Genomic DNA, 23,455 nt, shown 5'->3' with positions numbered 1-23,455 from the left:
ATGCTGTCACCCGTAGAGTTCGAACGGCAGCAGATGATGAGCACCGAGGGCGTCTAGAAAACTCGGGGCTATTCAGATATCGAGACCATGACCGACCCGGAGACACTCGCGCGCGCCGGTAATGATAGCACGACGGGCTTTCCGGCATGGCCACTGCACCAGCTGGTTTGCGCGTCCACGTTGATCGTGGAGCGCGATCGCGACGGCAGGCTCAACTTCAATGTAGAAACCTACAGTAGGTCCATGATGGGCGAGCGTGCGATCGTCGCGTCGGTGGAGCGAACGATCGAGAAGGCTTTCGAAGTGCAGACCTTCAACGGAGCTGGCTTCGACATTCCGGTTCTGCTCAATCGTTCTGCCATCACCGGCGAACCGGCGCCGACCATTGCCAAGCTCCATGCGCAGCCGCGCTTCCGACAGGGCGTTCACGTCGACTTCCTGCAAGAGATGGCCGGCTACGGGGCGGCGCCACGCTTTCGGCTGGCGGATGCCTGCGCCAACTTCGGCATCCCGGTAAAGATCGATACGTCCGGTGAACAGGTTGCCGATCTGGTCGAGCGCGGCGAGTGGACACAGATCGAGAACTATTGCGAGACCGACGTGGTCGCCACTTGGCTGACTGGACTATACTGGCGCTCCGCCGAGCGGTCGTCGCCCGATTTGATAGTCGAAGGCTGGAACGCCCTCGCCGCTTGGATCAAGTCCGATGCGATGCGACTAGCCCACTTGAGCCCCTATGCCTCCCTGCCCCCAATCCACCGCGGCGGATCGACGCTTGGCGAAGTCGACTTGGCGGAGCTGGGGATATGAGCGACATCGCAGTCAGGAAGCCGTTTGTGTGCGAGCCAGTGGCCCGTCGCAGCTTCGGCAGGAGCCAGCGTATCGACGAGCGTCGTACAGCTCTACGCGAAGCAGCATACATCAGGAGAACCCATTTCACGAAGGCGGGCCGTACGCTTCACGACTTCACGATGCGTGCCGAAGATCTTTTTGTGCTGCTGCCGATCGTTCCCGACAATGCGCCGTGGTGGGTTTCGAGCCCCTACCTTCGTTGGCAGATGGCCGATGAAGCCGCCGACAATGCTGGCACCGGTGACGATACCAGGGCTTGGCACATCTGCGGTGATCTTCCACCAGGGCTCAGCAACGGACAGTTGGTGGATCGGGTAGAGGCTATGACCCGGGCGGCACTACTTCCGGGAATCGTCGCCGAGATTGCGATTCACACGCCCCAGTATCAACCGAACCACGCGCACATACTGGTAGCTTCGCGCGTCGTCGGCGACCGGCGGTATGGAGAAACCTGTACCGAGCTACACGAACGCCTGAATATCGGTTTGCATGAAACTTGGAACGAATGGCTGAGCTAATGACCCGAACGTAAAAACGGTAATTTCTAGCCGTTTTATGGTGTGTTCACAGGCGCAACCACAATATCGTGGCGACCAGCTCAACGACTAAATTCGCAGCGCTAGCACTCGGCAGACTTGCCTCAAACGCAACGACATCACGGATGTTAATGCATTGCACACATCATTGACCTTGCTTCATGCCGCTGCAGCAGGAATGAGATTTTTGGGAGGTGTCATGATCGAACGTATAGGATTGCTTGCCAAGTCAACATTGGCACTTTTCGGTGTTCTGGCGACTTTGTCCGCTTACCCTGTCCATTCTCAGGAAACGGAAAAGTCTCCGATTACGGCACTCGTGGGGGGAGCAGTTGTTAATATAGATACCGGAAAGGTCGATCGTAACGCGGTTGTTCTCGTTCGCGGAGATCGAATCGAGGCTATCGGTTCAGCGGGAAACACCCCGATTCCCCAGGGCGCGAAGATTGCCCACATGGATGGCAAGTATCTAATTCCGGGTTTGATGAACATGCACGTTCATCTCGGCTTGAAACTTCCCGGAGCCGCCGGTGCAGCACTGGTCGATGAGACGGATCCAGAAGAGACGCTTCGCATGGCCGCCAACGCCCACCGGTCTCTAATGTCGGGTGTGACCACTTTGCGGCTTGTAGGCGAAGATCACGGTAACGACTTTGCACTTAAAAAGGCGATCGAAAGCGGCGAAATTATCGGTCCGCGCATTGAGACCGCAGGCGAAGTGATCGTCCCGACTGGTGGACACGGATCATTGGAAGCAGACGGTCCATATGGCCTAGCCAAGGCAGCTCGTGAACAGATCAAGCAGGGGGCAACCTGGATCAAGATTGCAATTTCGGGAGGCATTTCGGATTCGCATGGTGCAATCTCAGCAGCTCCGATGACCGATGAGGAGATGTCTACGATCATTGAGGTAGCGCACCGCAATAACGTGAAGATCACCGCTCACAATGGCTCTTCCGTAGCCGCACAACAGGCACTTAAATTTGGTATCGATGGGTTTGAGCATGGCTATCACTTGAACGATGATGTGCTGACGAAAATGAAGAAGCAGGGTACTTGGCTTGTCCCAACCATCGTCGTAACCCAACCAGGAGCCCGAGAATTCTACAAAAAGATCGGCTCGCCTGACTGGTATTTAAAGCGGGTCGCCGAAACTGGCGAGGACCATTGGAAAACGCTTAAACATGCAATTTCATTAGGCGTGAACATCGCGCTCGGCACCGACCAATTCCCGTTCGAACCAAACAGCGGGACTACAGCAACGATTCGAGAAGCCGAACTCTATGTTAAAGCCGGTATGACGCCACTTCAGGCACTGCAAGCCGCCACGATCAACGCGGCAAAAATGCTCGGCCGCGACGATATTGGGCGAATAGCGCCAGGCAAATATGCAGATATTGTCGCGGTTGATTCAGATCCTACGGCGGACATCTCTGCGCTGCGGTCTATCGATTTCGTTATGAAGGGCGGCGATATCGTCCGTGACGATTTCGAACCCGCCATAATCTCACATTGATCGGCTTCGCGGGCAAAAAGGGCTAATTCGATGCATGAAAGCGACCAGCGACCAGCGCGCCGCTGGCACCTTGCGCTGCTGCTAATTCCCTTTGTTTGGCAGGTCGCATTGTTGCCGTTCATCAACGACGTGAAGGTCGACTGGTTTGCCATCCCCTTCCCTATGGTTTGGCAGATGGCGGGTATCGTGATCGCTACCATCGCGATTGGCGTGGTGTTTCGGATTGATCGCCAAAATGACCATACAGATGGCGACCAAATAAAAAACGAGGACGAACCGAAGTGATCGTCCTTTCGCTCACAATTGCAGTTGTTATCCTAACAGTCTTGGGTGCACTATTTTACGGTAATCGCACTCGCAAAGGTCAATCTGTAGCCGAATGGGCAGTCGGCGGACGCAGCATGGGAACGCTGATATTTTGGTTCCTCAACGCGGGTGAGATTTACACAACCTTCGCCGTTCTCGGCATTTCTGGATATGCGTGGGCCTATGGCGGCCCTGCCTATCTTGCGTTTTGCTCAGTTTCGTTAAGCGCGGCCGTTGGATATTGGCTAACGCCAAAAATCTGGAAAGCGGGAAAGGACCGGGGTTTAATAACCCAAGCAGATTTCTTTGCTGATCACTACCACGCACGTTGGCTGGGCGTTATTGTGGGATTAGCGGGCATTGCCGCATTAGTTGTCTATGTGCAGATCCAGATCACCGCGCTCGCACTGGTCCTGCGTCTGTCGCTACATCAAGATATTTCGGCAACGACTGCGGCAATCGCGAGTGCCGTACTAATGCTGTTGTTTGTGTTTTCCGCTGGATTGCGCTCGGCCGCATTCGCAGCCGCAGTCAAAGATATACTAATGGTTGCGATCGTCATCGCGCTCAGTGCGACAGTTGCGAGCCATGTCGGCGCCGCATCGATTGGCGATATTTTCCGACAGGTCGAGGCATCTCATCCAGGAATTGGCAATCTACCTGGACGCGTTGCTAACTCAGGCCTTACTTCAACATGGATGATGACCGCCGCCATAAACGTCGCGCTAGGTACGTTCATCTTCCCTCACATGTTTCAACTCACCTATTCAGCCGCCGACCCTTGGGCGATCCGGCGTAATGCAGTGTTCCAACCACTTTATTCACTTTCCTATTTCTTCATTATTCTTCTCGGCTTCGGCGCTCTTGCGGTGGGAACTATGCCTCCGGGGGGTGATCCAAACGCCGCGCTGCTTCAGTTTGTCGCGGACCGATATCCAGCCTGGGCAGTTGGAATTTTTGCGGGAACCGCATGCTTGCTTGCCCTGGTTCCAGGTGCCGTACTGCTACTCACTGCAGGATCGATCTTCAGTCGCAACGTCGTGTTACCTCTGGTGCCTAACCTTGAAGACCGCGCGGTACTATTAATCTCCCGCCTTTCGATGATATTATTCGCCGCCGCGGCGGTTTATCTGACTATTGGCGCAACTCAGTCACTGGTAGATATCGGTCTTACGGCCTATGCATCGATTGGAATGCTAGCGCCTGGGGTATTCCTTGCCTTTCTTTGGCCGCGCACTAATGCGACAGCGGTATTTTCTGGTATCTTAGTAGGTTATGGCCTTCTCCTCATTCCGCAGGCCGTTCGCATTTTCTCACTGTTTCCAAATTGGGATACCGGTCTGGTCGCTATGATAGCGAACGCATTAGTCACCGTAATGGTGACACTAATTTCGACATCTCGTGGGCTAAAGGAGCCCGCTGTCAGAACAGCGTGATCGACTAGTCGGCAGCGGAGCTGACAGTCCAACCGCGTACTCGCTTTTCAAGCAACGACAACATTCGACCTGGAGGACCACTGAGCTGGCGTCCAAGTCGATGGATAAGTCCAATGGTGGTATGCTCAAGGTCAGCGTCCATCAGCGGAAGCGCTACCAACGAACCTTCCTCTAGATCCGAAAGTACGCTGATAGGCGGCAGTACGGTGACTGCCCGCCCCTCTTTAGCGATCTCTCGCATGACGTGGATCGACCCGGTAGTGAGTTGCGGTTGCAGCCAAACGTTAAAGCGCAGTTCTGCAGCAGCGAGCGTTTGACGAATGCGAAATCCTTTTGGCGGTAGGCACAGCGATTGTTCGGCAAGCGCTGGCAGTGTCACCCCATCATCGGCGGCTAGAGGGTGTGTGGGAGAACAGATGACCATTAGCGGCTGAAGTGCAGATGTCCGGACGCGGATCTTTGGCTCATTCTCACTTTGAAAAATTAGACCGATATGCGCTTCGTCATTCAGCACCATACGTACGATCTCCGCCGTCGATGCACTTACGATCGAAAGTTCGATTCGCGGGTTATCTCGCTGAAACTGTTCAACGATCTCTGTAAATGATCGACCGAGAAAGCCCTCGCCTACCGCCAGATCGACATTACCGGTGCGAAAGCCCCGAAGATCTGCAAGCCGATTAAGAAACGCTTCGCGGTCGGCCTGTTGGGTACGATAGTATTCCAAAGCAACCTCACCAGCCGGTGTCACTTTGATTGTTCTGCGTCCTCGTTCGATCAACGGCATGCCAAGCTGTTGCTCGAGCTGAGTAATTTGACGACTAATAGATGAGACAGCGACCCCGATCTTATCGCTTGCTTGCCGCATTGTGCCCAACATGGCGGTCTCGTAGAAATACATCAGCGCGATATCGGTCATCGAAACTCCCTCGGTCACAACCATCCTTGCACTAGATGCAATGACATTCAACATTCGTTGTTATTGCAGCTTCAGCAGACATCATCACAAAGGTTGGACCTAAGTATAGATGAATCGTGAAAGGGAGGATCATTGGACAAGCGCTCGATCGTGGGGTGGCAAGGCTACATCCCAGCAATCACCACCCCGTTTGATGCTGAAGGCGCGATCGATTTTGATGCGCTCTCCCGATTGCTCGAATGGCTGCATAGCGAAGGGATGCACGGTCTACTGATTGCCGGAACAACTGGTGAATGGCCGTCGATGCGGGGAGAAGAGCGCTGCAGGCTATTCGCTGCAGCCGGTAATCAACTGTCGGGCAAGCTACCTTTGCTCGCCGGATGCAGTGCCTTCACTGCTGAAGGGGTTCTGGAGTTTGCGCGAAGCGCTGCCGACGCGCACTTCGACGGCATCGTCGTTACGCCGCCCCCCTATTTTCGCCCAAACGCAGTTGAATTACTGGCCTTCTACTCCGCGATTGACAAAGAAACCCCGTTGCCAATTTGTATTTACAACTGGCCTCCAGGAACGGGCATCGACATGCCGCTATCTCTGCTGGAGCAGCTGACTGACCTACCCAATGTTGTCGCACTCAAGCAGTCAACTAGTAAACTTGAGCGGTTCGTAGCGACCTTCTTTGCACTTAACGACAAGGTGCGTATCTTCGGCCACGCGATGGACGAGCACGGTTTAGCCCTATTACAAGCACGTGGCGGCGACGGAACGATGGGAGCCGGCGCGGTCCTTGGCCATGTCCAGCCTGATTTCTACAATAATCTATGGGCAGGTAGGATCGAAGAAGCGAGAGCGTGCGGTCAACAGGACCGGGTAATTATGGACGCATGGTACACACCTGAGCTGGTCGGGAAATTCGGTTCTGGTCCTGCTATTCTTAAGGCTGCTCTCAACGCCCAGGGTTTGCCGGGTGGCCATGTCCGCCCACCTCTACTCGATGTCAGCGAGGAAGGCCGCGCCAGCATTCGTGAAACGCTCGTGTCGTTGGGGCGCATTGCGAACTAAAGTCGACGCCTTAATAGTCGGCGGCGGGCTCATCGGCTGCGCGGCGGCTTGGCACCTCGCCCTTGCCGGGATGGAGGTTATGCTAGTCGAGCAGGCTAGCACTGGAAGTGGTGCATCTGGTCAGAACGCCGGGTCACTACATTTCCAAATAGAACGTCGCTTTCTTGAGCGCAAAGGTGGGCTTGGCCTGGAAGGGGAGCAAACCGCGACGCTTAGTCGCATCGCAATCGACGATTGGAGCACACTCGAAGATCGGCTTGGAGTATCGCTGCATGTCCATATGAATGGCGGACTGATGGTAGCGGAAAACGCCGATCAGGTGGCAATTCTCAAAGCCAAAGCGGACCGTGAACGTGCAATGGGTCTGTCGGTCGAGACCATCGACGGTGCCGAAGCACGCCGCCGCGCACCGTATCTTTCGGAAGGCATAGTGGCTGCAAACTTCATGGCAGCCGAAGGCCATGCCGACACTCGCAAGATTGCGCCCGCATTTGCAACAGCCGCTACTGCAGCTGGTGCTGAAATTCAGATCCGTACGCGGCTTACAAAACTCGAATGGCAGGGCGCCTCATTTCGAGCCGAAATTATCGGCTCGGAGGGGGCTTTTACCGTAGGCGCAAAAAAAGTGCTGGTCGCGGCAGGTGTTTGGTCGGCACGGATTGCGGCTATGGCCAACCTGCACCTGCCGCTATTCCCTGTCGGACTTACGATGAGTGCCAGCGAGCGGACGCCCCACTTCCTACCGCACCTCGTGCAGCACGTCGCACAGCGACTATCAATGAAACAAACTGAGGCAGGCAACATCTTGATCGGCGGCGGTTGGCCTTCACGCCTCCATCGCGTTGACGGTATTTTCGATCTATCCCGCCCTGCCGAGCTTATCATCCAGTCCCTTCGTAATAATCTCTCCGTAGCTACTAAGACGGTCCCCCGCGTAGCTGACCTAAACTTGATCCGCACATGGACTGGTGTGACTGCAGTTACGCCCGATCAGCTGCCCATTGCCGGAGAGTTTCCTACGATGCCCGGACTTTTCTGTGCCGCTGGCGGATCCGCCTTCACACTTGGACCCACGTTTGCGCGGCTGGTAGCAGATCAAATGCTCGAGCGCGAACGTGACGAAGCCGATCGGCTGCTCGCAGTCGCATCGCCAGCACGGTTCGATAGTCTCAATGGATTCATGGGGCGCTGATGCGATCGCAGGCGGATATTACACGCGGAATGCCAGTGACGATTGAGGTCGATGGCCAGATGATCGACTCTTTTTCGGGCGAAACCCTGCTGGCCGCTTTAGTTGCCGCCGGGCACATGCGTCTGCGCAACGATCAAGAAGGACAACCGCGCGGATTCTGGTGCAATATGGGCACCTGTTCTGAATGTTTTGTTAGCCGTCTCGACGTGACTCCAGTCCGTCGCATACGCGCATGCCTGATCACCGTGGAAGACGGCATGCGAATAGCGACGCGAAGTATCTCCTATGACTAATTCAATCCATCACTACGACGTCGCCATCATTGGCGGTGGTCCAGCAGGACAAGCCGCGGCACTAGTGCTCGATCAAAATGGTGCTCGGATTGCAGTAATCGACGAACAGCAGCGTCCAGGCGGTCAGATACTGCGCCAACCGCCGCAAGAATTTGCGATGGCCCAATCGATGAAGGGCAAAAGCTATACGTCATTGAAGAGTCAGCTTCGTGCGTTTGAAGCACTTAACCGGTGCGATTGGATTGGCGGGAAGTCAGTGATCGGTATCGATCGGTCCGGTGGAACTGTCGATCTTACCCTTGCCAGCGGAGACGGTATTACTCAAGTTTCCGCAAATCGCCTGCTAATTGCGTCTGGATGCTATGACTTACCCATACCGATTCCTGGCTGGACGCTTCCCGGCGCAATGGGTGCCGGAGGGCTGCAGGCATTAGTTAAGGCTCAAGCTGTGGTACCGGATGGACGGGTCCTTCTCGCTGGTACGCACCCCCTTATGCTGATTGTCGCAACACAGGTGATCGCTGCCGGCGGCACTGTGGCCGAGGTCGCGTTCGACCAGCGCCAATCGTTTCTTGCAAGGCTACTTATCAAGGGAGCAGGCACAGCTCTGCGCAATTTCGGCCTAATGCTCGATGCCGCTTCTGCATGGGCAACGCTTCGCCGTGCCGGAGTTCCGGTGACCTTCGGTCAGCGCCTCTCAGTGATAGAAGGACTGAACAGGGTAAGCTCCGCTCGAATAGGCAAGCGAACAGTCCACTGCGACGCCGTAGGTCTATGCTATGGGTTTTTGCCGCAATCGGATCTCCCCCGCCTTGCCGGACTTTCTGTAAGATGGGCACAGCCGACAGGAGGATGGGCAGCCGAGCATGACGGCTGGATGCGAAGTTCGGTTTCGCAAATTTTTGTCGCTGGCGAGACAAGCGGTGTCGCGGGCGCACCCGCCGCGCTGCTGGAGGGCCAGATAGCAGGCGCAGGTATCGCGCTCGACCTTGGACTAATCCCTATGGACGAGGCCGAGGCGATCCGCCGCGATGCCGCCAGGAAGCAGATTCGGGTAAGTCGTTTCGCGGCCCTTCTGGACCGCATTGCAGATCCCACAAGTGCGCTCACCGCATTGCGTGACGCCAACACAATTCTTTGCCGCTGTGAGGACGTCACGATCGGGGCAGTCGAAACGGCATTGATACAAGACAGCGATCCCAATTCGGTAAAGCTCGTTACGCGTTGCGGGATGGGAACATGTCAGGGACGGGGATGCGAACATATGCTGCTGCGCCTTGCGGCGCACAAGCGAGGCGTCGGGCCCAACGAACTTCGAGGATTCACCTCACGCTTCCCTGTTCGACCAACTCGAATTGGCGATCTAATTGGATAACTTTGCGATCAACGCAACGAAGTCCGCGAAAGCTCCACATTGCTGCTAAGCGTGGTGGCCCTACCATGCCTTGGCACTTTAAAGCCGGAGACTCGTGGATGACTGACACAAACCGCCCGATTTTCCTGGCTGCCGATCATATTTCTTTCACAGTGGCCGACCTTGATGCCGCGATCGACTTCTACTCGCGTGTGTTCGGCGCGCAGGAGATGTTCCGACTAGGACCGTTAGACGCTGACGAGATTCCCAAGGATGATCAGGGTCGCGATTTCATGGAAACGCATATCGGCATCCCTGGAGCGAAACTGACTCTCGTCATGATGAAGCTCACTGAAAATCTAAATCTACAGTTTGTCCAATATGACAAACCTGCCGACCGTAAGCGCGAACGGCCACGTCACTGCGATTTGGGTGGTCATCATCTTGGCCTTCGTGTCGACGATGTCGAAATGGCGGCACGTTATCTAGCCGACAATGGCTGTGAGGTTCAGCAGATCATAGCGATCGATGACGGACCGCTGGCAGGCAAGAAGAATCTGTATGTTCGCGACCCATTCGGCAATTCGCTGGAAATAGTCGACTGATCCTATTGGAGATAGACATGGCCAACAAGCGCATAAACCCCGCCAGCCTATACGACAGTGTCAGCTATGGCTTCTCGCATGCCGTGCTCAGTGAAGGTGGGCGCACGCTACATCTCGCTGGGCAGGTCGCATGGGACAAGGACTGCAACATAGTCGGAGCCGGTGACCTCACTGCACAGACGCATCAGGCGCTCGCCAATCTGCAGACTGTTCTTGAAGAAGTCGGCGCCGGTCCTGACAATATCGTTCGACTGCGCACCTATGTCGTGGATCACTCCCCCGACAAACTGGCCTTGGTTCTACCAGCGATCGGCGAATTCTACGGCAACACGACGCCAGCCCCGAACACTTTTCTAGGCGTCGCCGCGCTTGCTCTTCCAGATTTCCTTGTGGAAATCGAGGCTACGGCCGTGATCGATTGAAGGGTGGACTCTTAGATCAAGGACAAAAATGGGCTGTCAAACTCTGGCGGCCCCTTTTTACATAACAGCCGCAATCAATCGGCTAGTTCGCGCCCAACTGGGTACAGCAAATAATCCGAGTCATAATAGGGTGTCCGTTCGTAGAACCATGCAAGTCGGGCGTCTGGATCTTTGGCAAACTTCGGATCACTATTTAGCTTTGCTTGGAATGCCTTTTTCAGAGCCGGATCGCGCGCCATCATTTGCGCCGCGAGCGGCTCGATCACATATCCTTCTATATATTCGGTCCGTGTCAGCATTCCCATGAAGAAACCCCATTGGAAGAGAGAATCCTCGGCGCGTGGCTCGAGCATCGTCTCCGCAAGTTCGCCAAGCGGCTGGTCGGTGGGAATACGGACTGAGCCAGGCATATAGGTCTGCTCATGGGTTTCATGAGTAAAGCTGCCCGCGCTTACCCGTACCCTATCCCCAAGGGGCATGTCGGATAACTTTGGATCGTGAACGCGGATCATATCAACTTTTACTGTTGTCGGCGCTTCAAGCGCTTGCATCCTGATGCCTTGTTCACGCAGTCGTGCGATAACCTTCGGATAAGCAACCGATACATAATAGGCCTTCGGAGGATCGAGCACAAAATCGGGCTTCGAACCATAAAGCGGATAAGGCCTTTCCGGGGCCGCTTTACCCAAGTAACGGATTTCCTCAGTACCAGAAATAGATGATTGGAAATGCTCCGCCTTCATTTGACGGAATGGGACTATTCTGACCGGCTTCTTTTTGGTTTGCCAAGTCAGGACCATCTTGCCGCGTCTCGACTTGTCTTTTGCAATCGCACCCGCAAGCTCATCTCGATGGGCAGCAACCGTCTTCAAGGATTGTTGGAGTAAGATATAATCACCCAACACACGTTGCTTGTAAGGTTTTAAAGCATGATCCTCGACCAGGACTGCTGGCATATGCCGCAGATCCCCATACGAATGCGAAAAACGCGGCGGGAAAGCAGGCAACATCAGGCCGTTCTCGGGATGCCGGTCGTCGACAGCTAGCACCAGAGGTCCTGGAATATGACCTTGCTCTTGGAGTGCGCCATTCACTTCCTTGCGAAAGACATTCTCTAGCCACTCATTTTCAGCTGGCGAATGGGCGTAGGGTGCGTCTTGAAAACCGAAGGTTATGTCATAGGCAAAATCAACCCCGTCGGAGACGTGCAGGTCGAGATAGAGCTCGGGATCAAGACGATTGATCAATCGCAGCATCGCTTGCATTGCGGGCGCATCAGCCTTGATATAGTCGCGGTTTAGGTTGATGTTCTGCGCCGTCGTCCGCCAGCCCTGCTCCTTCGGACCGCGTTGGTTGGGACGACCGAACTCCGAAGCGTTTTCGTGTCCGTCGACGTTGAAGATCGGAACGAACACAAAATTGACCTTGTCGAGCAAATCTGCCTTACCCCGCAGCGCGATGTCGCGCAGCAGCATCATCCCTGCATCGGTGCCATCACTTTCGCCAGGGTGAATGCCCGCCTGTGCCAAGACCGTCGGCTTGACCTTGTCCAATCCATCGATCGTATCGGCACCCAAATCCTTGCTGGCGACTACTGCAATGAGGTCGCGGCCCAACGCGGTCTTCCCGATGGTGACGACATGGATCAACGGCGATGCGTTAGCCAGCCGCTCCATATAGGCGCGCATTTCGGCATAGGTCGTAGTCGACACCATGTCGGATTTCTCCGCCGGGGTGATCCAAGGATCATTGGGTTTTGCGATCAGTGCCTCGCTTCTACCCGTCCAGGGTACTGCCGGCGGCAGCGGCGCCTTGATCCGCATTGTCGGTTTGGACGCATCGCCGTCATGCGACTGACCCACGGCCGGTGAGGCCAAGACAAGGGTGGCGAGACCGGCGAGCAGGGCTGAACGCTTCACGGTTATAAACTCCCGATTATGACGGCTTCTTCGCCGCTATCCAGTGATCGACCGCCAATGCGAGCGCATTGAGCGGCACGAAGCCATAATTCAGCGCCAACTGATGATAGTCGCGAATATCATAAGCGCTGCCGAGCACCTTTTTGGCGCGTGCCCGCTGCTCCTGAAAAGCGTGCATGCCAACGGTGAAGGCAGTCGCTTGCCCCGGCACCGCAAGATACCGGTCGATTTCCTGAACGTTTGCAGCGTGGGTGCTGGCAGTGTTGTCGTCGAAATACTGAATCGCCTGTTCGCGCGACCAGCGCTTGTAGTGTAGTCCGCTGTCGACGACGAGCCGACACGCACGCCACAATTCGCCGCCTAGCCGACCGAAGTCCGAATATGGATCGTCGTAAAATCCCATCTCCTTCGCCAGCGATTCCGCGTATAGCGCCCAACCTTCTACGAATGCCGTATTCTGCCACCATTCGTTAGTCTTGCGCAGCTCAGGCACCTGATCATTTACTAGAATGGTCGAGATCTGCATGTGATGACCCGGAAGCCCTTCATGGTAAAGGAGGTCCTCCAAGTCGAAGGTTGCCCGATCCGCCATGTTTCGTAGGTTGAGGTAGATATAACCTGGCCGCTTACCGTCTGGCGATCCAGCGTCGTAATAACCAGCGGGTAGTGAAGGCTCACGATAAATTTCGGCACGGCGGATCACAAGCGGCAGAGGCGCCTTGTGATGGAAAGTCCGCGGCAACGCAGCCTGCATCGCGCCGATGATTGACCGCGCACGCTCTAGATACTTTTGCCGCCCTGCATCGGTGTTGGGATAATAAAATTGAGGGTCCTTTTTCAGTTTCGCCATGAACGCCTGCAGCGTTCCGGAAAAGCCGACCTTGTCCATGATCGCCTGCATCTCGCTATGGATGCGCTTTACCTCCGACAGGCCGAGCTGGTGGATGTCCTCCGGCGTCATTTCCGTGGTCGTGAATTGGCGGATCAGAAACGCGTAATATTCATCACCATCGGGCAGCGCCCATACGCCATCGCTCTTCGTCACCTTAGACGATTGCGCCTTCAGTTCAGCGATCAGCCGTTCATAGCCACCCCGAAACGGGCCGGTTAGCGCGTTCCTGGCACGCGCAAGCAGTGCCTTCGCCGCGGCCTCGTTGATCTTAAGTTCGCCGACCTTGCGCTTGAAGTCAGACCAGACTGGGCTGTCGTTGCCCTCACCGAAAGGCGAGCCAGTTATAACCTGCTGAGCCCCGTCGATCAGCAGCGGATAGACAGAGGCCGGCATGTAGAAACCCGCTGCCGCGTGATCACGAAGCCTTGCGACCATTTGATCAAAGGCGTGCGGCGCGAGATCAAGGCGGCTGATATAGGCTTCAGCATCGGCGATGTCGTTAATTGGATGCTGATTTATCAGTACATTCGGCACATCGAGATGAATTCCGACAATTTGATTGAGCGGATAATCTTGTCGCCGCCAGCGATATCTTTCTGCGATAATCTTCTGATCATTTTCAAACGCCCGATATTGCACCTGGGCATCGGGCGACAAATTGGCGAAGTCGATCGAATGAAGACGGTCCAGGTTCAGCGCTGCACTGTCAGCAACCGCCTTTTCACCCGCTTCAGAAAAATCATTCCACCGGTCCTTGCCGATGCTTGTGCCGACGGTTGCACCAAGCATCGGGTTCAATTCGAGCATCCGCAGATATGCGTCTTTAAGTAATGCACGAAGTTGACTATCAGCACCTGCAGAAAGGTCGTGCGCCCAAGCTCTCCCGCCCAACAAAGCAGGGGCGAGAGCCGTCCAAGCAATACCGCCGAGCATCTGCCGACGCACGATACCTTTCTTTAGCAACATCAGAAGTGCACCGTCACTCGAGCGCCAATGTTCCGCACCGACGGCTGGACATACAGACCACCCGCGAAAGCCTTTTCATAAGCATTGGTGAAATATCGATTTTTGAAGATGTTCTCACCATAAATTTGGAAATCAAGATTGCCCTTAGTGAACCCAGCCCGCAGATTGAATTGATCGTAGCTTGGCACCCGATATGGCCAGATGTTGTACAGCAATGCTGCTTTATCTGAGTATATCATGTCGCGGTAAAACCATTCACCTCGAACATAGGCGTCAACATCCTTGACGGGAGTAAAGTTATACTCCGTAAACGCACTGAGCGTCCACTTGGGCGAATTTGGCATCCTTCGGTCAGATAAGTCGACAACTTGCCCATTAATATAAGCGTTTTGATAGTTATCAAATTTCGCATCGAGATAACCAACCGTACCTCCGATTTGAAAGTCAGGCGTGATGCGATATGCCGCATCGAGTTCAACGCCCATGCTATGCGCAGATGCCGCGTTCTCGATACCCGAATAGAAGGTAATAACGCTGCCATTGACCTGCGCCACCGCGAACTCCGTCTGCAGATCCTTCCAGTCCATGTAAAAGAGAGCAACATTCAAAAGAAGCTTACGGTCGGCAGTTTGCGTCTTAAATCCGAGCTCGTAGTTCCAAAGGGTTTCAGGAGCATAGGACGTGTCATTGATGTTGGGGTTGATCTGAACACCACCAGCCTTGAAACCGCGCGAAGCTGTTGCGTAGACATTGGTACGATCAGCTAACTTGTAGGCAAGCGTGAACCGCGGCGAGAAGTTGTTGAATGACGCACTATCGTTGACGACACCATTAACGTTTCCGCTTGAGGTGTTGAATTGCGATACGGTTACCTTTTCGTGGGTATAGCGTCCGCCAGCAGTAAATGAGAGTTTCTGCGTTAAATCATACTGACCTTGAGCGAAGATTGCCCAACTCTCTGACTTACCTGAATTCTGCGTGCTTGTGATTTGCAAATCCGCCGGTAGGCCAAATGGATTATCAGCGCCTGTGTAGGTGAACTGATTAATCGCTCCTGCATCCCTGGCGTACATACCACCGACGGTCCAAGAGAATGCGCGTCCATCGTCGGGAGATTGAATACGTGTTTCAGTACTAAATGAATCGCGGTCTATAGGCTTCGTCTCGTAATAGTAGTCGTGACTCGATCCATCAATATCGCCCTGAAGAAATTGCTTGGAGTTGATGTAACCAGTTATACTGGTGATAGAAAAGGCGTCAGTATCATATTTAATTCTGCCGGTGACATAATAAAATTCCGTACCCACCCTCTGTGGGCGGTTGAAATTCACACGGTTATCGTTCTGCGGAAAGAATCCAACGCCATCGGGATCGGCCTGCGGATCCACAACACCAGGGTAGACCACAGCAAGGGCGGTCTGACCTAAAACTCCTGATGGCACGCCCTCTCTCATGCCCACTCGTTCTTTTGTGTAGGTACCGACAAGGTCGATCGTCAGCTGGTCGGTCGGCGTGAAGCGCAACATCGCCTTGCCGTAATAGTAATCGGAGTCATTTCCTCCACCGATCGGATTGATATTCTTGATATTTCCGTCGCTGTGCTCGTAACGTCCGACAAGACGCAGCGCGACCTTGTCCCGCACAATAGGCGTGTTGAGCACACCACTGACATCAATCGTATTAAAGCTTGAATAAGCAGCGGAAGCCTCGCCTTCGAAGCGCTGAGTGTTTGCTTGATTGGTAACGATGTTGATCGCACCACCCACAGCGTTGCGCCCGAAATAGGTGCCTTGTGGACCGCGCAGCACCTCAATACGCTTGATGTCTACAATCTCGGGATTCACCGTGCCGGTCGAGACATTAAAGTCATCGATATAGAATCCGAATGTACTCGTTCTAGGAATTGCATCTGCACTCAGCTGGTTGGTAACGCCGCGAATACTGATTTCCTTGCGATCTCGCGCACCAGTCGAGAGAAAACTGACATTGGGTGCTTTAGCAAAGTAATCATCTAGCCCTTTTACGTTCTGCTTTTGAATTGCAGCCGCATCAAAAGCCGTGAGACTGATTGGAACGTCTGTTGCGAGCTGTGCACGCCGCTGTGCCGTTACGACGATTTCTCGAGTGTCATCGCTAGCGATGCGATCGACCTTTGGGTCACTAGTCCGGTCTTGTGCTGAATTCTCAACCTGTGCCTGTTCATCTTTTGGCGAAGCATCCGCAGTATGCGCGATTGCTTGTGTTGCGCACGCCAGCGCAGATACTCCCGCCAATGCCGAGTAACGAAGCAAAGTCTTGCGGTTCATAGAATTACCCTTCCCTGTAGCATGCTCCGCAATCCCCACGGTCACATGCAGCCTTACTTTTGAAATTCCCGAGAGAGCGCCGTCCTAACGGGCGCTCTCCTGAGGTTCGCCGTCCATGTTCAGAAAGTTGATTAATGCGATTTTTCCGCCGCGCAGTTCGGCATAGCCCATCACCATTTCGTGGCTGGGCTTACCGTCCGCTGATGCATCAAGCGTATGGTAGGTATAGATTTTGCTGCCGTCGGGCGAGGTGAAGGACGCGATAAAGGGAAGATTGATCTTCACCATATCGGTCTTCTTTTGAATCTCGCGAAAATGACTGGCGAGATCCTCAAGGCCTCGGGCACTTTCATGACCATTGATTCGCATCACGGCATCATCGGTAAAGTATTGGCCAAACGCTTCAGCTGTGAACCCGTCGGGCTTCGTGTAGGCTTCATTCCACCATCGAAACATCTTCGTAAGTTCGTCATTTTCGACCACAGAGTTGAAGGTCTGTGGCACTTTTTCTTCCGATGAAGCAATTTCACCCGTCATCGAGTTTTTAGGCTGCACATCATTCGATTGCTGACAGCCGGTCATCGCGAGCGATGCGACAATGGCACCAACTGCGTAAATAGATTTCCTCATCGCCTTCCCCTCTGATCCCAGATGGTCCGGCTCTGTCGGTTTGCGTTACAGAGCCGTTACAAGTGATAGAGTGTCGAAGCCGAACCGTTCGTTCAATGCAGTAGAAAGTGCATAATCGTTGCGTTTAACGCAAAGCACATAAGGATTATGCTCACCAGCCTCGTGATGGGGACAGGATGTTGCCCATTTTGCCGATAAGAAAAAATGCCGCCTATTGTCGTATGATGCACGACGTTAGGTGTCGGGATGTGGCCGAAGGTCATCCGGCCACGGGAGCGAGCGCATGCGGTCAAGATCGGTACACACGATTATAACCGTCCCGGAGAGCCGCTGCTCGCCAGCACATAAGACTTGAACCGAGAATTCGACCGAGCTGCGGCCAGTTTTCATAGGCGAAAGATTGAACTCCAGATCGTCGCCAAGCTTGCTGGCGGCTTCGAACGTCACATCTACTTTTACCGTAGGGACTCCAACGCGACGTTGTAGATGCATTTCCTTAAAGCTCACTCCGTGGCGCTGTTCAAAGTAATCTTCAACGGCAGCGTTCAGCATCTCAAAATAGCGGGGGTAGAAGACGATTCCCGCAGCGTCCACATGAGCAAATCTGACCTGCTGAAACGAAACGAACGTCATTCCGCGCCCTCCTCGCGATCTTCGGCCGCGATTGATCGTCGGAGTACTCCTAGCAGGTCAAAGAGTTGGCGTTCCTCATCGGCCGAAATATGAGAAAACATGCCTCGTATCCATTCTCCGTGTGCGGATGCCAGTTCGGCAAAGCGCTCACTTCCTTCGTCTGTCATAGATACGATGGACGAACGACGATCGCTCGCTGGTCGACTAACTACCAAGCCCTGCTGCTCAAGCTGTCGAACGAGAGACGTCACATTTCCGTTCGACACGAGTAATGCTCGTGACAGCTCTCCCATTGACAAGCCATTGGACGCACGATCCAAAGCCGCCAAGACATCGAACCGCGGCAGTGTGCTACCAAATTGCTCGATGAATCGACGCCGCAATCGCTTTTCCACCACGGTGGAACAGGTCAGCAAACGCAACCAAAGCCTCAGGTCAGCACGGGCATCATCATCGGAGATTTCAGATTGATTGGCCATTACCGGCATTTCAAGCTTGAACCAATTGAATAGTCAATGCGATTGCCCGCCTGCACATGCCGAAATTCAGGTTCCTGCATTGTTGCCGCGGCGCGGCGCAGGCACGTTTTCGAATGCTGTGAGATTGTCGTAAAATCGATCAAGAATAGTTATCAGGCGGTTGAAGTCCTTCGCGCTCACTCCGTTGATGATACCCGCGTATACGGGTGCGGTCACAGCACGCGCCTCCACCAGTTTCTCCTCGCCCAATATTGTTAGCGATACCTCTGTAACCCGGGCATCGCGTGAGCTTTCACTTATTGCGATATAGCCGACACCCGCCATGCGTTGGACAATGCGCGTCGTTGTCGAAAGCGGAATGACTGCAGCGAGTGATATGTCACGAACACCCCGTGGCGAACACTCGCCAAGCACCATCAGAACGCGCCAAAAAGGTATGTCCAGACCGATTCCACGCAGTCGAGGCTCGATCACACCATTATACCGGCTGACGAGCCGATTAAGTAGAAAGAATGGGTATTTTTCGACCTGAAATGAAGGCGTTCCAGGGTCGCCAAGTTCACGATTGTCCAAGCTATTCCTCTTTTGAATGAAGTTTAGACCTGCTTGGTCGTCCCCGCAATGCATGACATAAATTTAGTTGCATCTGCACGTTTTGCTGATAGCCTTTCGCTAATTGGAATATCCAATTTGGGGAGAGAATGATGTCGCAGAGCACCTTGTCCGCCTTTTCTGACGCGCTGATGAGCGGGACGATCCGCACAGTCGACATTACCCAGCCCCTATCAGAAGATACCCCGTTGCTAGTGCTTCCCGAACCGTTCGGCCAAACGGCTGCCTTCAAGCGCGAGGAGATCTCACGTTATGATGATCGAGGCGTCGCCTGGTATTGGAACAATTTCACAGTTGGTGAGCATAGCGGCACTCACTTCGACGCGCCCATCCACTGGGTCACGGGGAAAGACGTGCCTCACAACACGGTAGATGCGGTTGATCCCAAGAACTTCGTTGGGCCCGCTGTCGTCATCGACTGTTCAACTGAGTCGGCGGCAGATGCCGACTTCCTACTTACTCGGGACAAGCTGGTCTTATGGGAAGCCGAACATGGCCGGATCCCAGAGGATTGCTGGGTGCTGATGCGCACCGATTGGTCAAAACGGCCAGTCGAGCAATATACAAATCGCAAAGATGACGGTGCCCATACGCCAGGCCCCGATGCCGGCGCCTGCCGATTTCTCATTGAGGAGCGTAACGTTCGCGGTTTTGGGGTGGAGACCATTGGTACCGATGCCGGCCAGGCTCATCTTCTCGATCCACAATACCCTGCACATGCGCTGTTCCACGGCGCCGGCAAGTTCGGGCTGCAATGCCTTCAGAATCTCGATCAGCTGCCTCCCAAGGGATCCGTGATTGTGGCCGCGCCGCTAAAGATCGTCGGCGGCTCCGGCAGTCCGCTACGCGTTCTCGCGTTGGTCGCGGACTAAATCAATGGCGGAGCGTTCATTCGCAAAAGAAGTTGAGAAGCTTCGGCTGGCTGACGGCGAAACCTTTGAGGGAGAGGGCATCCTTGCAGTTACAAAAGGGTTGCTTCAAGCAGGTGTTGCCTATGTCGGTGGCTATCAGGGATCACCGATCAGTCATTTGATGGATGTCTTCGCGGACGCCGATCCGCTGCTACGCGAACTTGGTGTTCATTTCGAGGCTAATGCTAGCGAAGCAGCGGCGGCGGCGATGCTGGCCGCATCAGTAAATTACCCTCTTCGCGGGGCGGTTGCATGGAAGTCGGTGGTAGGAACAAATGTTGCTTCCGATGCGCTCTCAAACATCGCATCGGGCGGCGTTACAGGTGGCGCACTTATCATCGTCGGCGAAGACTATGGCGAAGGTTCCTCGATCATGCAGGAGCGCACGCATGCCTTCGCCATGAAGTCGCAGATGTGGCTGCTAGACCCGCGGCCGAACCTGCCGAGTATCGTCGCGATGGTCGAAAAGGGATTCGAGCTTTCTGAAGTCTCCAATACTCCTGTTATGCTGGAGCTTCGAGTACGTGCCTGCCATGTGACAGGTAGCTTCGTTGCAAAAGATAACGTTCGTCCAGCGATGACCGTCGGCGAAGCAGCTGCTAACCCTAAGCGTGACACTAACCGCATTGTCCTGCCGCCCGCGAATTTCGCCCACGAGCATGAAAAAATCGAGCGGCGCTGGCCCGCCGCTGTAAATTTTGTGCGCGATAGCCACCTCAACGAGTGGTTCGGACCCGAGCGTGACGAGATCGGCATCATCGTCCAAGGCGGACTGTTTAATACTCTCAATCGGGCGCTTGAGCTTTCCGGCCTTTCCGACGGATACGGCTCCGCACAGCTGCCGATCTACTGCCTCAACGTCACCTATCCACTGGTTCCTGAAGAGGTCACTACTTTTTGCCGTGGCAAGAAGGCTGTGCTTATAGTCGAGGAAGGCCAGCCTGAATTCATAGAGCATGAACTCAACACGATGCTGCGCCGGGCCGGGATCGATACATGCATAGTCGGGAAGGACATCCTGCCTAGGGCGGGCGAATATACAGGCCAGGTGTTGTGCGACGGTGTCGCCACGTTTCTAGACAAATGGTCACCCGAGCGCGCGCCGGATCGCTCTATGCCCGCACCTACCGATACAGAGCTGGCGAAGGAAGTCCCGCCGCGCCCTGCAGGCTTCTGCACAGGGTGTCCCGAACGCCCGATCTTTTCCGCGATGAAGTTGGTCCAGCGCGAGCTCGGCGAGCTGCACGTATCAGCAGATATCGGTTGCCATCTGTTTTCGATCCTGCCGCCCTTCCATATCGGCAATACGACAATGGGTTACGGCCTTGGGACGGCTGGCGCATCAGCGTTCAAACCTGCGGGCAGGCGTGCGGTCGCGATGATGGGAGATGGGGGTTTCTGGCACAACGGACTCACTTCCGGCATCGGCAACGCCGTCTTCAACAAGGACGATACGGTTACGATTATCGTCGACAACGGCTATTCAGCCGCCACCGGCGGGCAGGACATATTGTCGTCGCGCGCCGACAATCCCCGTCGCAAGACCAAGAACCCAATCGAGCGCGCGGTGCGCGGCATGGGGGTGAACTGGGTCCGCTCGATCAACCGCACCTATGACGTAACGGCAATGCGGGATACGCTTAAGGAAGCTCTGACCAGTCGCGAGGCAGGACCGAAGGTCATTGTCGCCAGTTCCGAATGCATGCTCAACCTCCAGCGCCGTGAGAAGCCGCTGCGCGCGAGGGCAGAGAAGGAGGGACGTCGCGTAGTGCGCGACCGTTTCGGCATCGATCCGGAGACTTGCACCGGCGACCATGCATGTATCCGGCTTTCGGGCTGTCCCTCGCTCAGCGTGCGCCAGAATCCCGATCCGCTGCGTCAAGACCCGGTCACGCATATCGATCAAAGCTGCGTCGGATGTGGCAATTGCGGTGAGGTTTCGCACGCGGCGGTACTTTGTCCCTCTTTCTATCGCACCAGGATTGTTAGCAATCCGGGCGCTTTCGAGCGGTTGCTCGACAGCCTACGTCGCCGGATCATCGGCTGGTTCCAGATGCAGCACGAGCGCGCAATCGCGGCGAGGGCCTTTTGATGACCCGAGCAACTGAACGTGACCGTATCACCCTCGCTATCATGGCACTAGGCGGCCAAGGAGGCGGCGTGCTCGCAAACTGGATACTCGATGTCGCAAACGCCAACGGCTATGTGGCGCAGGGCACGTCCGTACCCGGCGTCGCTCAACGCACTGGCGCAACCATCTATTATATCGAGATGATGAAAAGCCTCGCGACCAGCGGCAATCAGAGCGATCCCGTGCTAGCCATGATGCCCGCGCCCGGTGACGTCGATATCGTTGTCGCGTCCGAATTGATGGAAGCGGGCCGCGCCATCCTGCGGGGATTCGTGACCGAAGATCGCACCACGTTGATCGGATCGACACATCGAATTTATGCGATTTCTGAAAAATCGGCACCCGGAAACGGAATCAGTGCAAGCGAAAGGATCATCGATGCGGCAAAGCAGCGAGCAGCGCGCTTCATCGGCTTCGATATGGAACAGGCCGCTAGCGACGCCGGCAGCGTCATCAGTTCGGTGATGCTAGGCGCGCTCGCGGGATCAAAGGCCCTGCCCTTCCCCCGTGACGCGTTCGCGGAAGCGATCCGGCGCAGCGGCAAAGCGATTGAGGCGAACCTTTCGGGTTTCGAGGCGGGTATCTCGCTGGCGAGGGATCCTCAAGTTTCGAGCCGCACACATACAGCACCGCTACGACCGACCAGTACAGCAGGGCGAAGCCTTGCCGAGGCAATCGAAACAATGCTGCCAGAGAGCGCTCGGCCAATCGCACTCGAAGGCGTCGCACGACTGATGGACTATCAGGATCGGCAATATGCTGAGCTATATCTCGACCTGCTGGACCGGATTTACCAATGCGATGACGGCAGCGAAGACTGGCGGCTGACGCAAGTGACGGCGCGCCATCTGGCGCTGTGGATGGCGTATGAAGACACGATCCGCGTTGCCGATCTGAAGGTTCGAGCGAGCCGATCGCGCCGCATCGCTGAAGAATCGCGGGCAGGCAATGATCAGTTGGTCCGTGTCACCGATTATCTCCATCCACGCATCGAGGAAGTCTGCGACATCTTGCCACGTGCACTTGGTAGCGCAATCCTGAACGGTAAGGTTCTCCGTTCGGTGCTGAACCGCTTTTTCTCTGGCGGGCGGCATGTCGAGACGACGCGGCTGCGCTGGTATTTTGCACTTCGTTTTATTGCGTCGCTGAGGCGATGGCGGCGCGGGACACTGCGCTATACGACGGAAATGGACCGGATCGAGGCGTGGCTCGACCTAGCGGCCGACATCGCAAGCGAAGATTCGGCACTTGCCATCGAAGTCATCAACGCGCAGCGCCTGCTGAAAGGCTATTCGGATACATTCGAACGCGGCTTCGCTCGGTTTGAAGCGATACAGCAGCTTGCGCGGGGGCTGCGCGGAAAGCCGGACGCAGCGTCACGACTGCGCACCCTAAACGAGGCGGCTCTGGCTGATGAGGAAGGCAAAGCCTTCGACTATGCACTCGCCGAAGAATGCAACGACGCAGCAGCCTGATTCAGGCGCAA

Annotated in this window: 22 protein-coding genes; 14 read left to right on the top strand and 8 right to left on the bottom strand. The window is 55.1% G+C overall.

Annotated elements, in window-relative coordinates:
* The first annotated feature begins 87 nt into the window (after positions 1-87).
* From GRI58_RS10715 to GRI58_RS10695, 5 genes are all read left to right on the top strand, one after another.
* The gene (locus GRI58_RS10715) at positions 88-810 is read left to right on the top strand and encodes a ribonuclease H-like domain-containing protein (protein ID WP_160753575.1); all 723 of its coding nucleotides are present in this window, start codon (positions 88-90) and stop codon (positions 808-810) included.
* Positions 807-1,370 carry a MobA/MobL family protein gene (locus GRI58_RS10710; RefSeq protein WP_160753574.1) on the top strand — a complete coding sequence of 188 codons (564 nt, stop codon included), beginning with the start codon at positions 807-809 and terminating at the stop codon, positions 1,368-1,370. Before GRI58_RS10715 ends, GRI58_RS10710 begins: the two co-directional genes overlap by 4 nt.
* A gap of 217 nt (positions 1,371-1,587) precedes the next feature.
* Positions 1,588-2,904, top strand: coding sequence for an amidohydrolase family protein (locus GRI58_RS10705; RefSeq protein ID WP_237452243.1), 1,317 nt, complete (start codon positions 1,588-1,590; stop codon positions 2,902-2,904).
* Positions 2,905-2,934: 30 nt separating this feature from the next.
* Positions 2,935-3,189 (top strand): DUF3311 domain-containing protein, encoded by a 255-nt coding sequence (locus tag GRI58_RS10700; protein ID WP_160753573.1) that lies wholly within the window; start codon positions 2,935-2,937, stop codon positions 3,187-3,189.
* The gene (locus tag GRI58_RS10695; protein WP_337190954.1) at positions 3,186-4,646 is read left to right on the top strand and encodes a sodium:solute symporter family protein; all 1,461 of its coding nucleotides are present in this window, start codon (positions 3,186-3,188) and stop codon (positions 4,644-4,646) included. The genes GRI58_RS10700 and GRI58_RS10695 overlap by 4 nt, the downstream gene beginning before the upstream one ends.
* Before the next feature lie 4 nt (positions 4,647-4,650).
* Here GRI58_RS10695 and GRI58_RS10690 read toward each other — a convergent pair whose 3' ends face one another.
* The gene (locus GRI58_RS10690; protein ID WP_160753572.1) at positions 4,651-5,565 is read right to left on the bottom strand and encodes a LysR family transcriptional regulator; all 915 of its coding nucleotides are present in this window, start codon (positions 5,563-5,565) and stop codon (positions 4,651-4,653) included.
* A 132-nt stretch (positions 5,566-5,697) separates the two neighbouring features.
* On the opposite strand from GRI58_RS10690, the gene GRI58_RS10685 reads away from it, so the two are divergent.
* The 6 genes from GRI58_RS10685 (at position 5,698) to GRI58_RS10660 (ending at position 10,490) form a co-directional block, all read left to right on the top strand.
* A complete protein-coding gene (locus tag GRI58_RS10685; protein ID WP_160753571.1) occupies positions 5,698-6,624 on the top strand; it encodes a dihydrodipicolinate synthase family protein in 927 nt (308 codons plus the stop codon).
* Positions 6,587-7,816 (top strand): NAD(P)/FAD-dependent oxidoreductase, encoded by a 1,230-nt coding sequence (locus GRI58_RS10680; protein ID WP_337190958.1) that lies wholly within the window; start codon positions 6,587-6,589, stop codon positions 7,814-7,816. Before GRI58_RS10685 ends, GRI58_RS10680 begins: the two co-directional genes overlap by 38 nt.
* Positions 7,817-7,851: 35 nt before the next feature.
* Positions 7,852-8,109, top strand: a complete 258-nt coding sequence (locus tag GRI58_RS10675) for a 2Fe-2S iron-sulfur cluster-binding protein (protein ID WP_160753569.1) — start codon at positions 7,852-7,854, stop codon at positions 8,107-8,109.
* Positions 8,102-9,484 (top strand): NAD(P)/FAD-dependent oxidoreductase, encoded by a 1,383-nt coding sequence (locus GRI58_RS10670; protein ID WP_160753568.1) that lies wholly within the window; start codon positions 8,102-8,104, stop codon positions 9,482-9,484. Before GRI58_RS10675 ends, GRI58_RS10670 begins: the two co-directional genes overlap by 8 nt.
* A 98-nt stretch (positions 9,485-9,582) precedes the next feature.
* The gene (locus GRI58_RS10665) at positions 9,583-10,068 is read left to right on the top strand and encodes a VOC family protein (RefSeq protein ID WP_160753567.1); all 486 of its coding nucleotides are present in this window, start codon (positions 9,583-9,585) and stop codon (positions 10,066-10,068) included.
* Positions 10,069-10,085: 17 nt separating this feature from the next.
* Positions 10,086-10,490, top strand: a complete 405-nt coding sequence (locus GRI58_RS10660; protein WP_160753566.1) for a RidA family protein — start codon at positions 10,086-10,088, stop codon at positions 10,488-10,490.
* 74 nt (positions 10,491-10,564) lie between these two features.
* Here the strand turns inward: GRI58_RS10660 and GRI58_RS10655 are convergent, their stop codons facing one another.
* The 7 genes from GRI58_RS10655 to GRI58_RS10625 all read right to left on the bottom strand — a co-directional run bounded on the left by GRI58_RS10655 (position 10,565) and on the right by GRI58_RS10625 (position 18,888).
* The gene (locus tag GRI58_RS10655; RefSeq protein WP_337190953.1) at positions 10,565-12,409 is read right to left on the bottom strand and encodes a M14 family metallopeptidase; all 1,845 of its coding nucleotides are present in this window, start codon (positions 12,407-12,409) and stop codon (positions 10,565-10,567) included.
* Positions 12,410-12,425: 16 nt separating this feature from the next.
* On the bottom strand, positions 12,426-14,267 hold the full coding sequence (locus GRI58_RS10650; protein ID WP_160753565.1) for a DUF885 domain-containing protein: 1,842 nt from the start codon (positions 14,265-14,267) through the stop codon (positions 12,426-12,428).
* Positions 14,267-16,573: a TonB-dependent receptor gene (locus GRI58_RS10645; protein WP_160753564.1), complete on the bottom strand. Its 2,307-nt coding sequence runs from the start codon at positions 16,571-16,573 to the stop codon at positions 14,267-14,269. The genes GRI58_RS10650 and GRI58_RS10645 overlap by 1 nt, the downstream gene beginning before the upstream one ends.
* Before the next feature lie 84 nt (positions 16,574-16,657).
* Complete coding sequence (locus tag GRI58_RS10640) at positions 16,658-17,203, bottom strand: nuclear transport factor 2 family protein (RefSeq protein WP_160753563.1); 546 nt, start codon at positions 17,201-17,203, stop codon at positions 16,658-16,660.
* Between the two features lie 234 nt (positions 17,204-17,437).
* Positions 17,438-17,836 carry an acyl-CoA thioesterase gene (locus GRI58_RS10635; protein ID WP_160753562.1) on the bottom strand — a complete coding sequence of 133 codons (399 nt, stop codon included), beginning with the start codon at positions 17,834-17,836 and terminating at the stop codon, positions 17,438-17,440.
* On the bottom strand, positions 17,833-18,315 hold the full coding sequence (locus GRI58_RS10630; RefSeq protein WP_202386929.1) for a MarR family winged helix-turn-helix transcriptional regulator: 483 nt from the start codon (positions 18,313-18,315) through the stop codon (positions 17,833-17,835). The genes GRI58_RS10635 and GRI58_RS10630 overlap by 4 nt, the downstream gene beginning before the upstream one ends.
* Positions 18,316-18,381: 66 nt before the next feature.
* A complete protein-coding gene (locus GRI58_RS10625) occupies positions 18,382-18,888 on the bottom strand; it encodes a MarR family winged helix-turn-helix transcriptional regulator (protein WP_237452242.1) in 507 nt (168 codons plus the stop codon).
* Between the two features lie 128 nt (positions 18,889-19,016).
* On the opposite strand from GRI58_RS10625, the gene GRI58_RS10620 reads away from it, so the two are divergent.
* Genes GRI58_RS10620 through GRI58_RS10610 form a run of 3 tightly spaced genes read left to right on the top strand, consistent with a single transcriptional unit; the run spans position 19,017 to position 23,444 of the window.
* Complete coding sequence (locus tag GRI58_RS10620; protein WP_160753559.1) at positions 19,017-19,799, top strand: cyclase family protein; 783 nt, start codon at positions 19,017-19,019, stop codon at positions 19,797-19,799.
* Between the two features lie 4 nt (positions 19,800-19,803).
* Positions 19,804-21,930, top strand: a complete 2,127-nt coding sequence (locus GRI58_RS10615; protein WP_160753558.1) for an indolepyruvate ferredoxin oxidoreductase subunit alpha — start codon at positions 19,804-19,806, stop codon at positions 21,928-21,930.
* A complete protein-coding gene (locus GRI58_RS10610) occupies positions 21,930-23,444 on the top strand; it encodes an indolepyruvate oxidoreductase subunit beta family protein (protein ID WP_160753557.1) in 1,515 nt (504 codons plus the stop codon). Before GRI58_RS10615 ends, GRI58_RS10610 begins: the two co-directional genes overlap by 1 nt.
* The last annotated feature ends 11 nt before the right edge of the window (positions 23,445-23,455 follow it).

Origin of the sequence: Qipengyuania algicida (genome assembly GCF_009828025.1) — a bacterium.
Taxonomy (GTDB): domain Bacteria; phylum Pseudomonadota; class Alphaproteobacteria; order Sphingomonadales; family Sphingomonadaceae; genus Qipengyuania; species Qipengyuania algicida.
The sequence above is the reverse complement of the archived record's forward strand: the minus strand, read 5'-3'. Positions and strand labels throughout refer to the sequence as shown.

Bases quoted from the DNA above. Each gene is read 5' to 3' on its own strand.
- GRI58_RS10715 (WP_160753575.1), top strand. From the start codon at position 88: ATGACCGACCCGGAGACACTCGCGCGCGCCGGTAATGATAGCACGACG.
- GRI58_RS10710 (WP_160753574.1), top strand. From the start codon at position 807: ATGAGCGACATCGCAGTCAGGAAGCCGTTTGTGTGCGAGCCAGTGGCC.
- GRI58_RS10705 (WP_237452243.1), top strand. From the start codon at position 1,588: ATGATCGAACGTATAGGATTGCTTGCCAAGTCAACATTGGCACTTTTC.
- GRI58_RS10700 (WP_160753573.1), top strand. From the start codon at position 2,935: ATGCATGAAAGCGACCAGCGACCAGCGCGCCGCTGGCACCTTGCGCTG.
- GRI58_RS10690 (WP_160753572.1), bottom strand. From the start codon at position 5,565: ATGACCGATATCGCGCTGATGTATTTCTACGAGACCGCCATGTTGGGC.
- GRI58_RS10670 (WP_160753568.1), top strand. From the start codon at position 8,102: ATGACTAATTCAATCCATCACTACGACGTCGCCATCATTGGCGGTGGT.
- GRI58_RS10665 (WP_160753567.1), top strand. From the start codon at position 9,583: ATGACTGACACAAACCGCCCGATTTTCCTGGCTGCCGATCATATTTCT.
- GRI58_RS10660 (WP_160753566.1), top strand. From the start codon at position 10,086: ATGGCCAACAAGCGCATAAACCCCGCCAGCCTATACGACAGTGTCAGC.
- GRI58_RS10650 (WP_160753565.1), bottom strand. From the start codon at position 14,267: ATGTTGCTAAAGAAAGGTATCGTGCGTCGGCAGATGCTCGGCGGTATT.
- GRI58_RS10645 (WP_160753564.1), bottom strand. From the start codon at position 16,573: ATGAACCGCAAGACTTTGCTTCGTTACTCGGCATTGGCGGGAGTATCT.
- GRI58_RS10640 (WP_160753563.1), bottom strand. From the start codon at position 17,203: ATGAGGAAATCTATTTACGCAGTTGGTGCCATTGTCGCATCGCTCGCG.
- GRI58_RS10635 (WP_160753562.1), bottom strand. From the start codon at position 17,836: ATGACGTTCGTTTCGTTTCAGCAGGTCAGATTTGCTCATGTGGACGCT.
- GRI58_RS10630 (WP_202386929.1), bottom strand. From the start codon at position 18,315: ATGGCCAATCAATCTGAAATCTCCGATGATGATGCCCGTGCTGACCTG.
- GRI58_RS10620 (WP_160753559.1), top strand. From the start codon at position 19,017: ATGATGTCGCAGAGCACCTTGTCCGCCTTTTCTGACGCGCTGATGAGC.
- GRI58_RS10615 (WP_160753558.1), top strand. From the start codon at position 19,804: ATGGCGGAGCGTTCATTCGCAAAAGAAGTTGAGAAGCTTCGGCTGGCT.
- GRI58_RS10610 (WP_160753557.1), top strand. From the start codon at position 21,930: ATGACCCGAGCAACTGAACGTGACCGTATCACCCTCGCTATCATGGCA.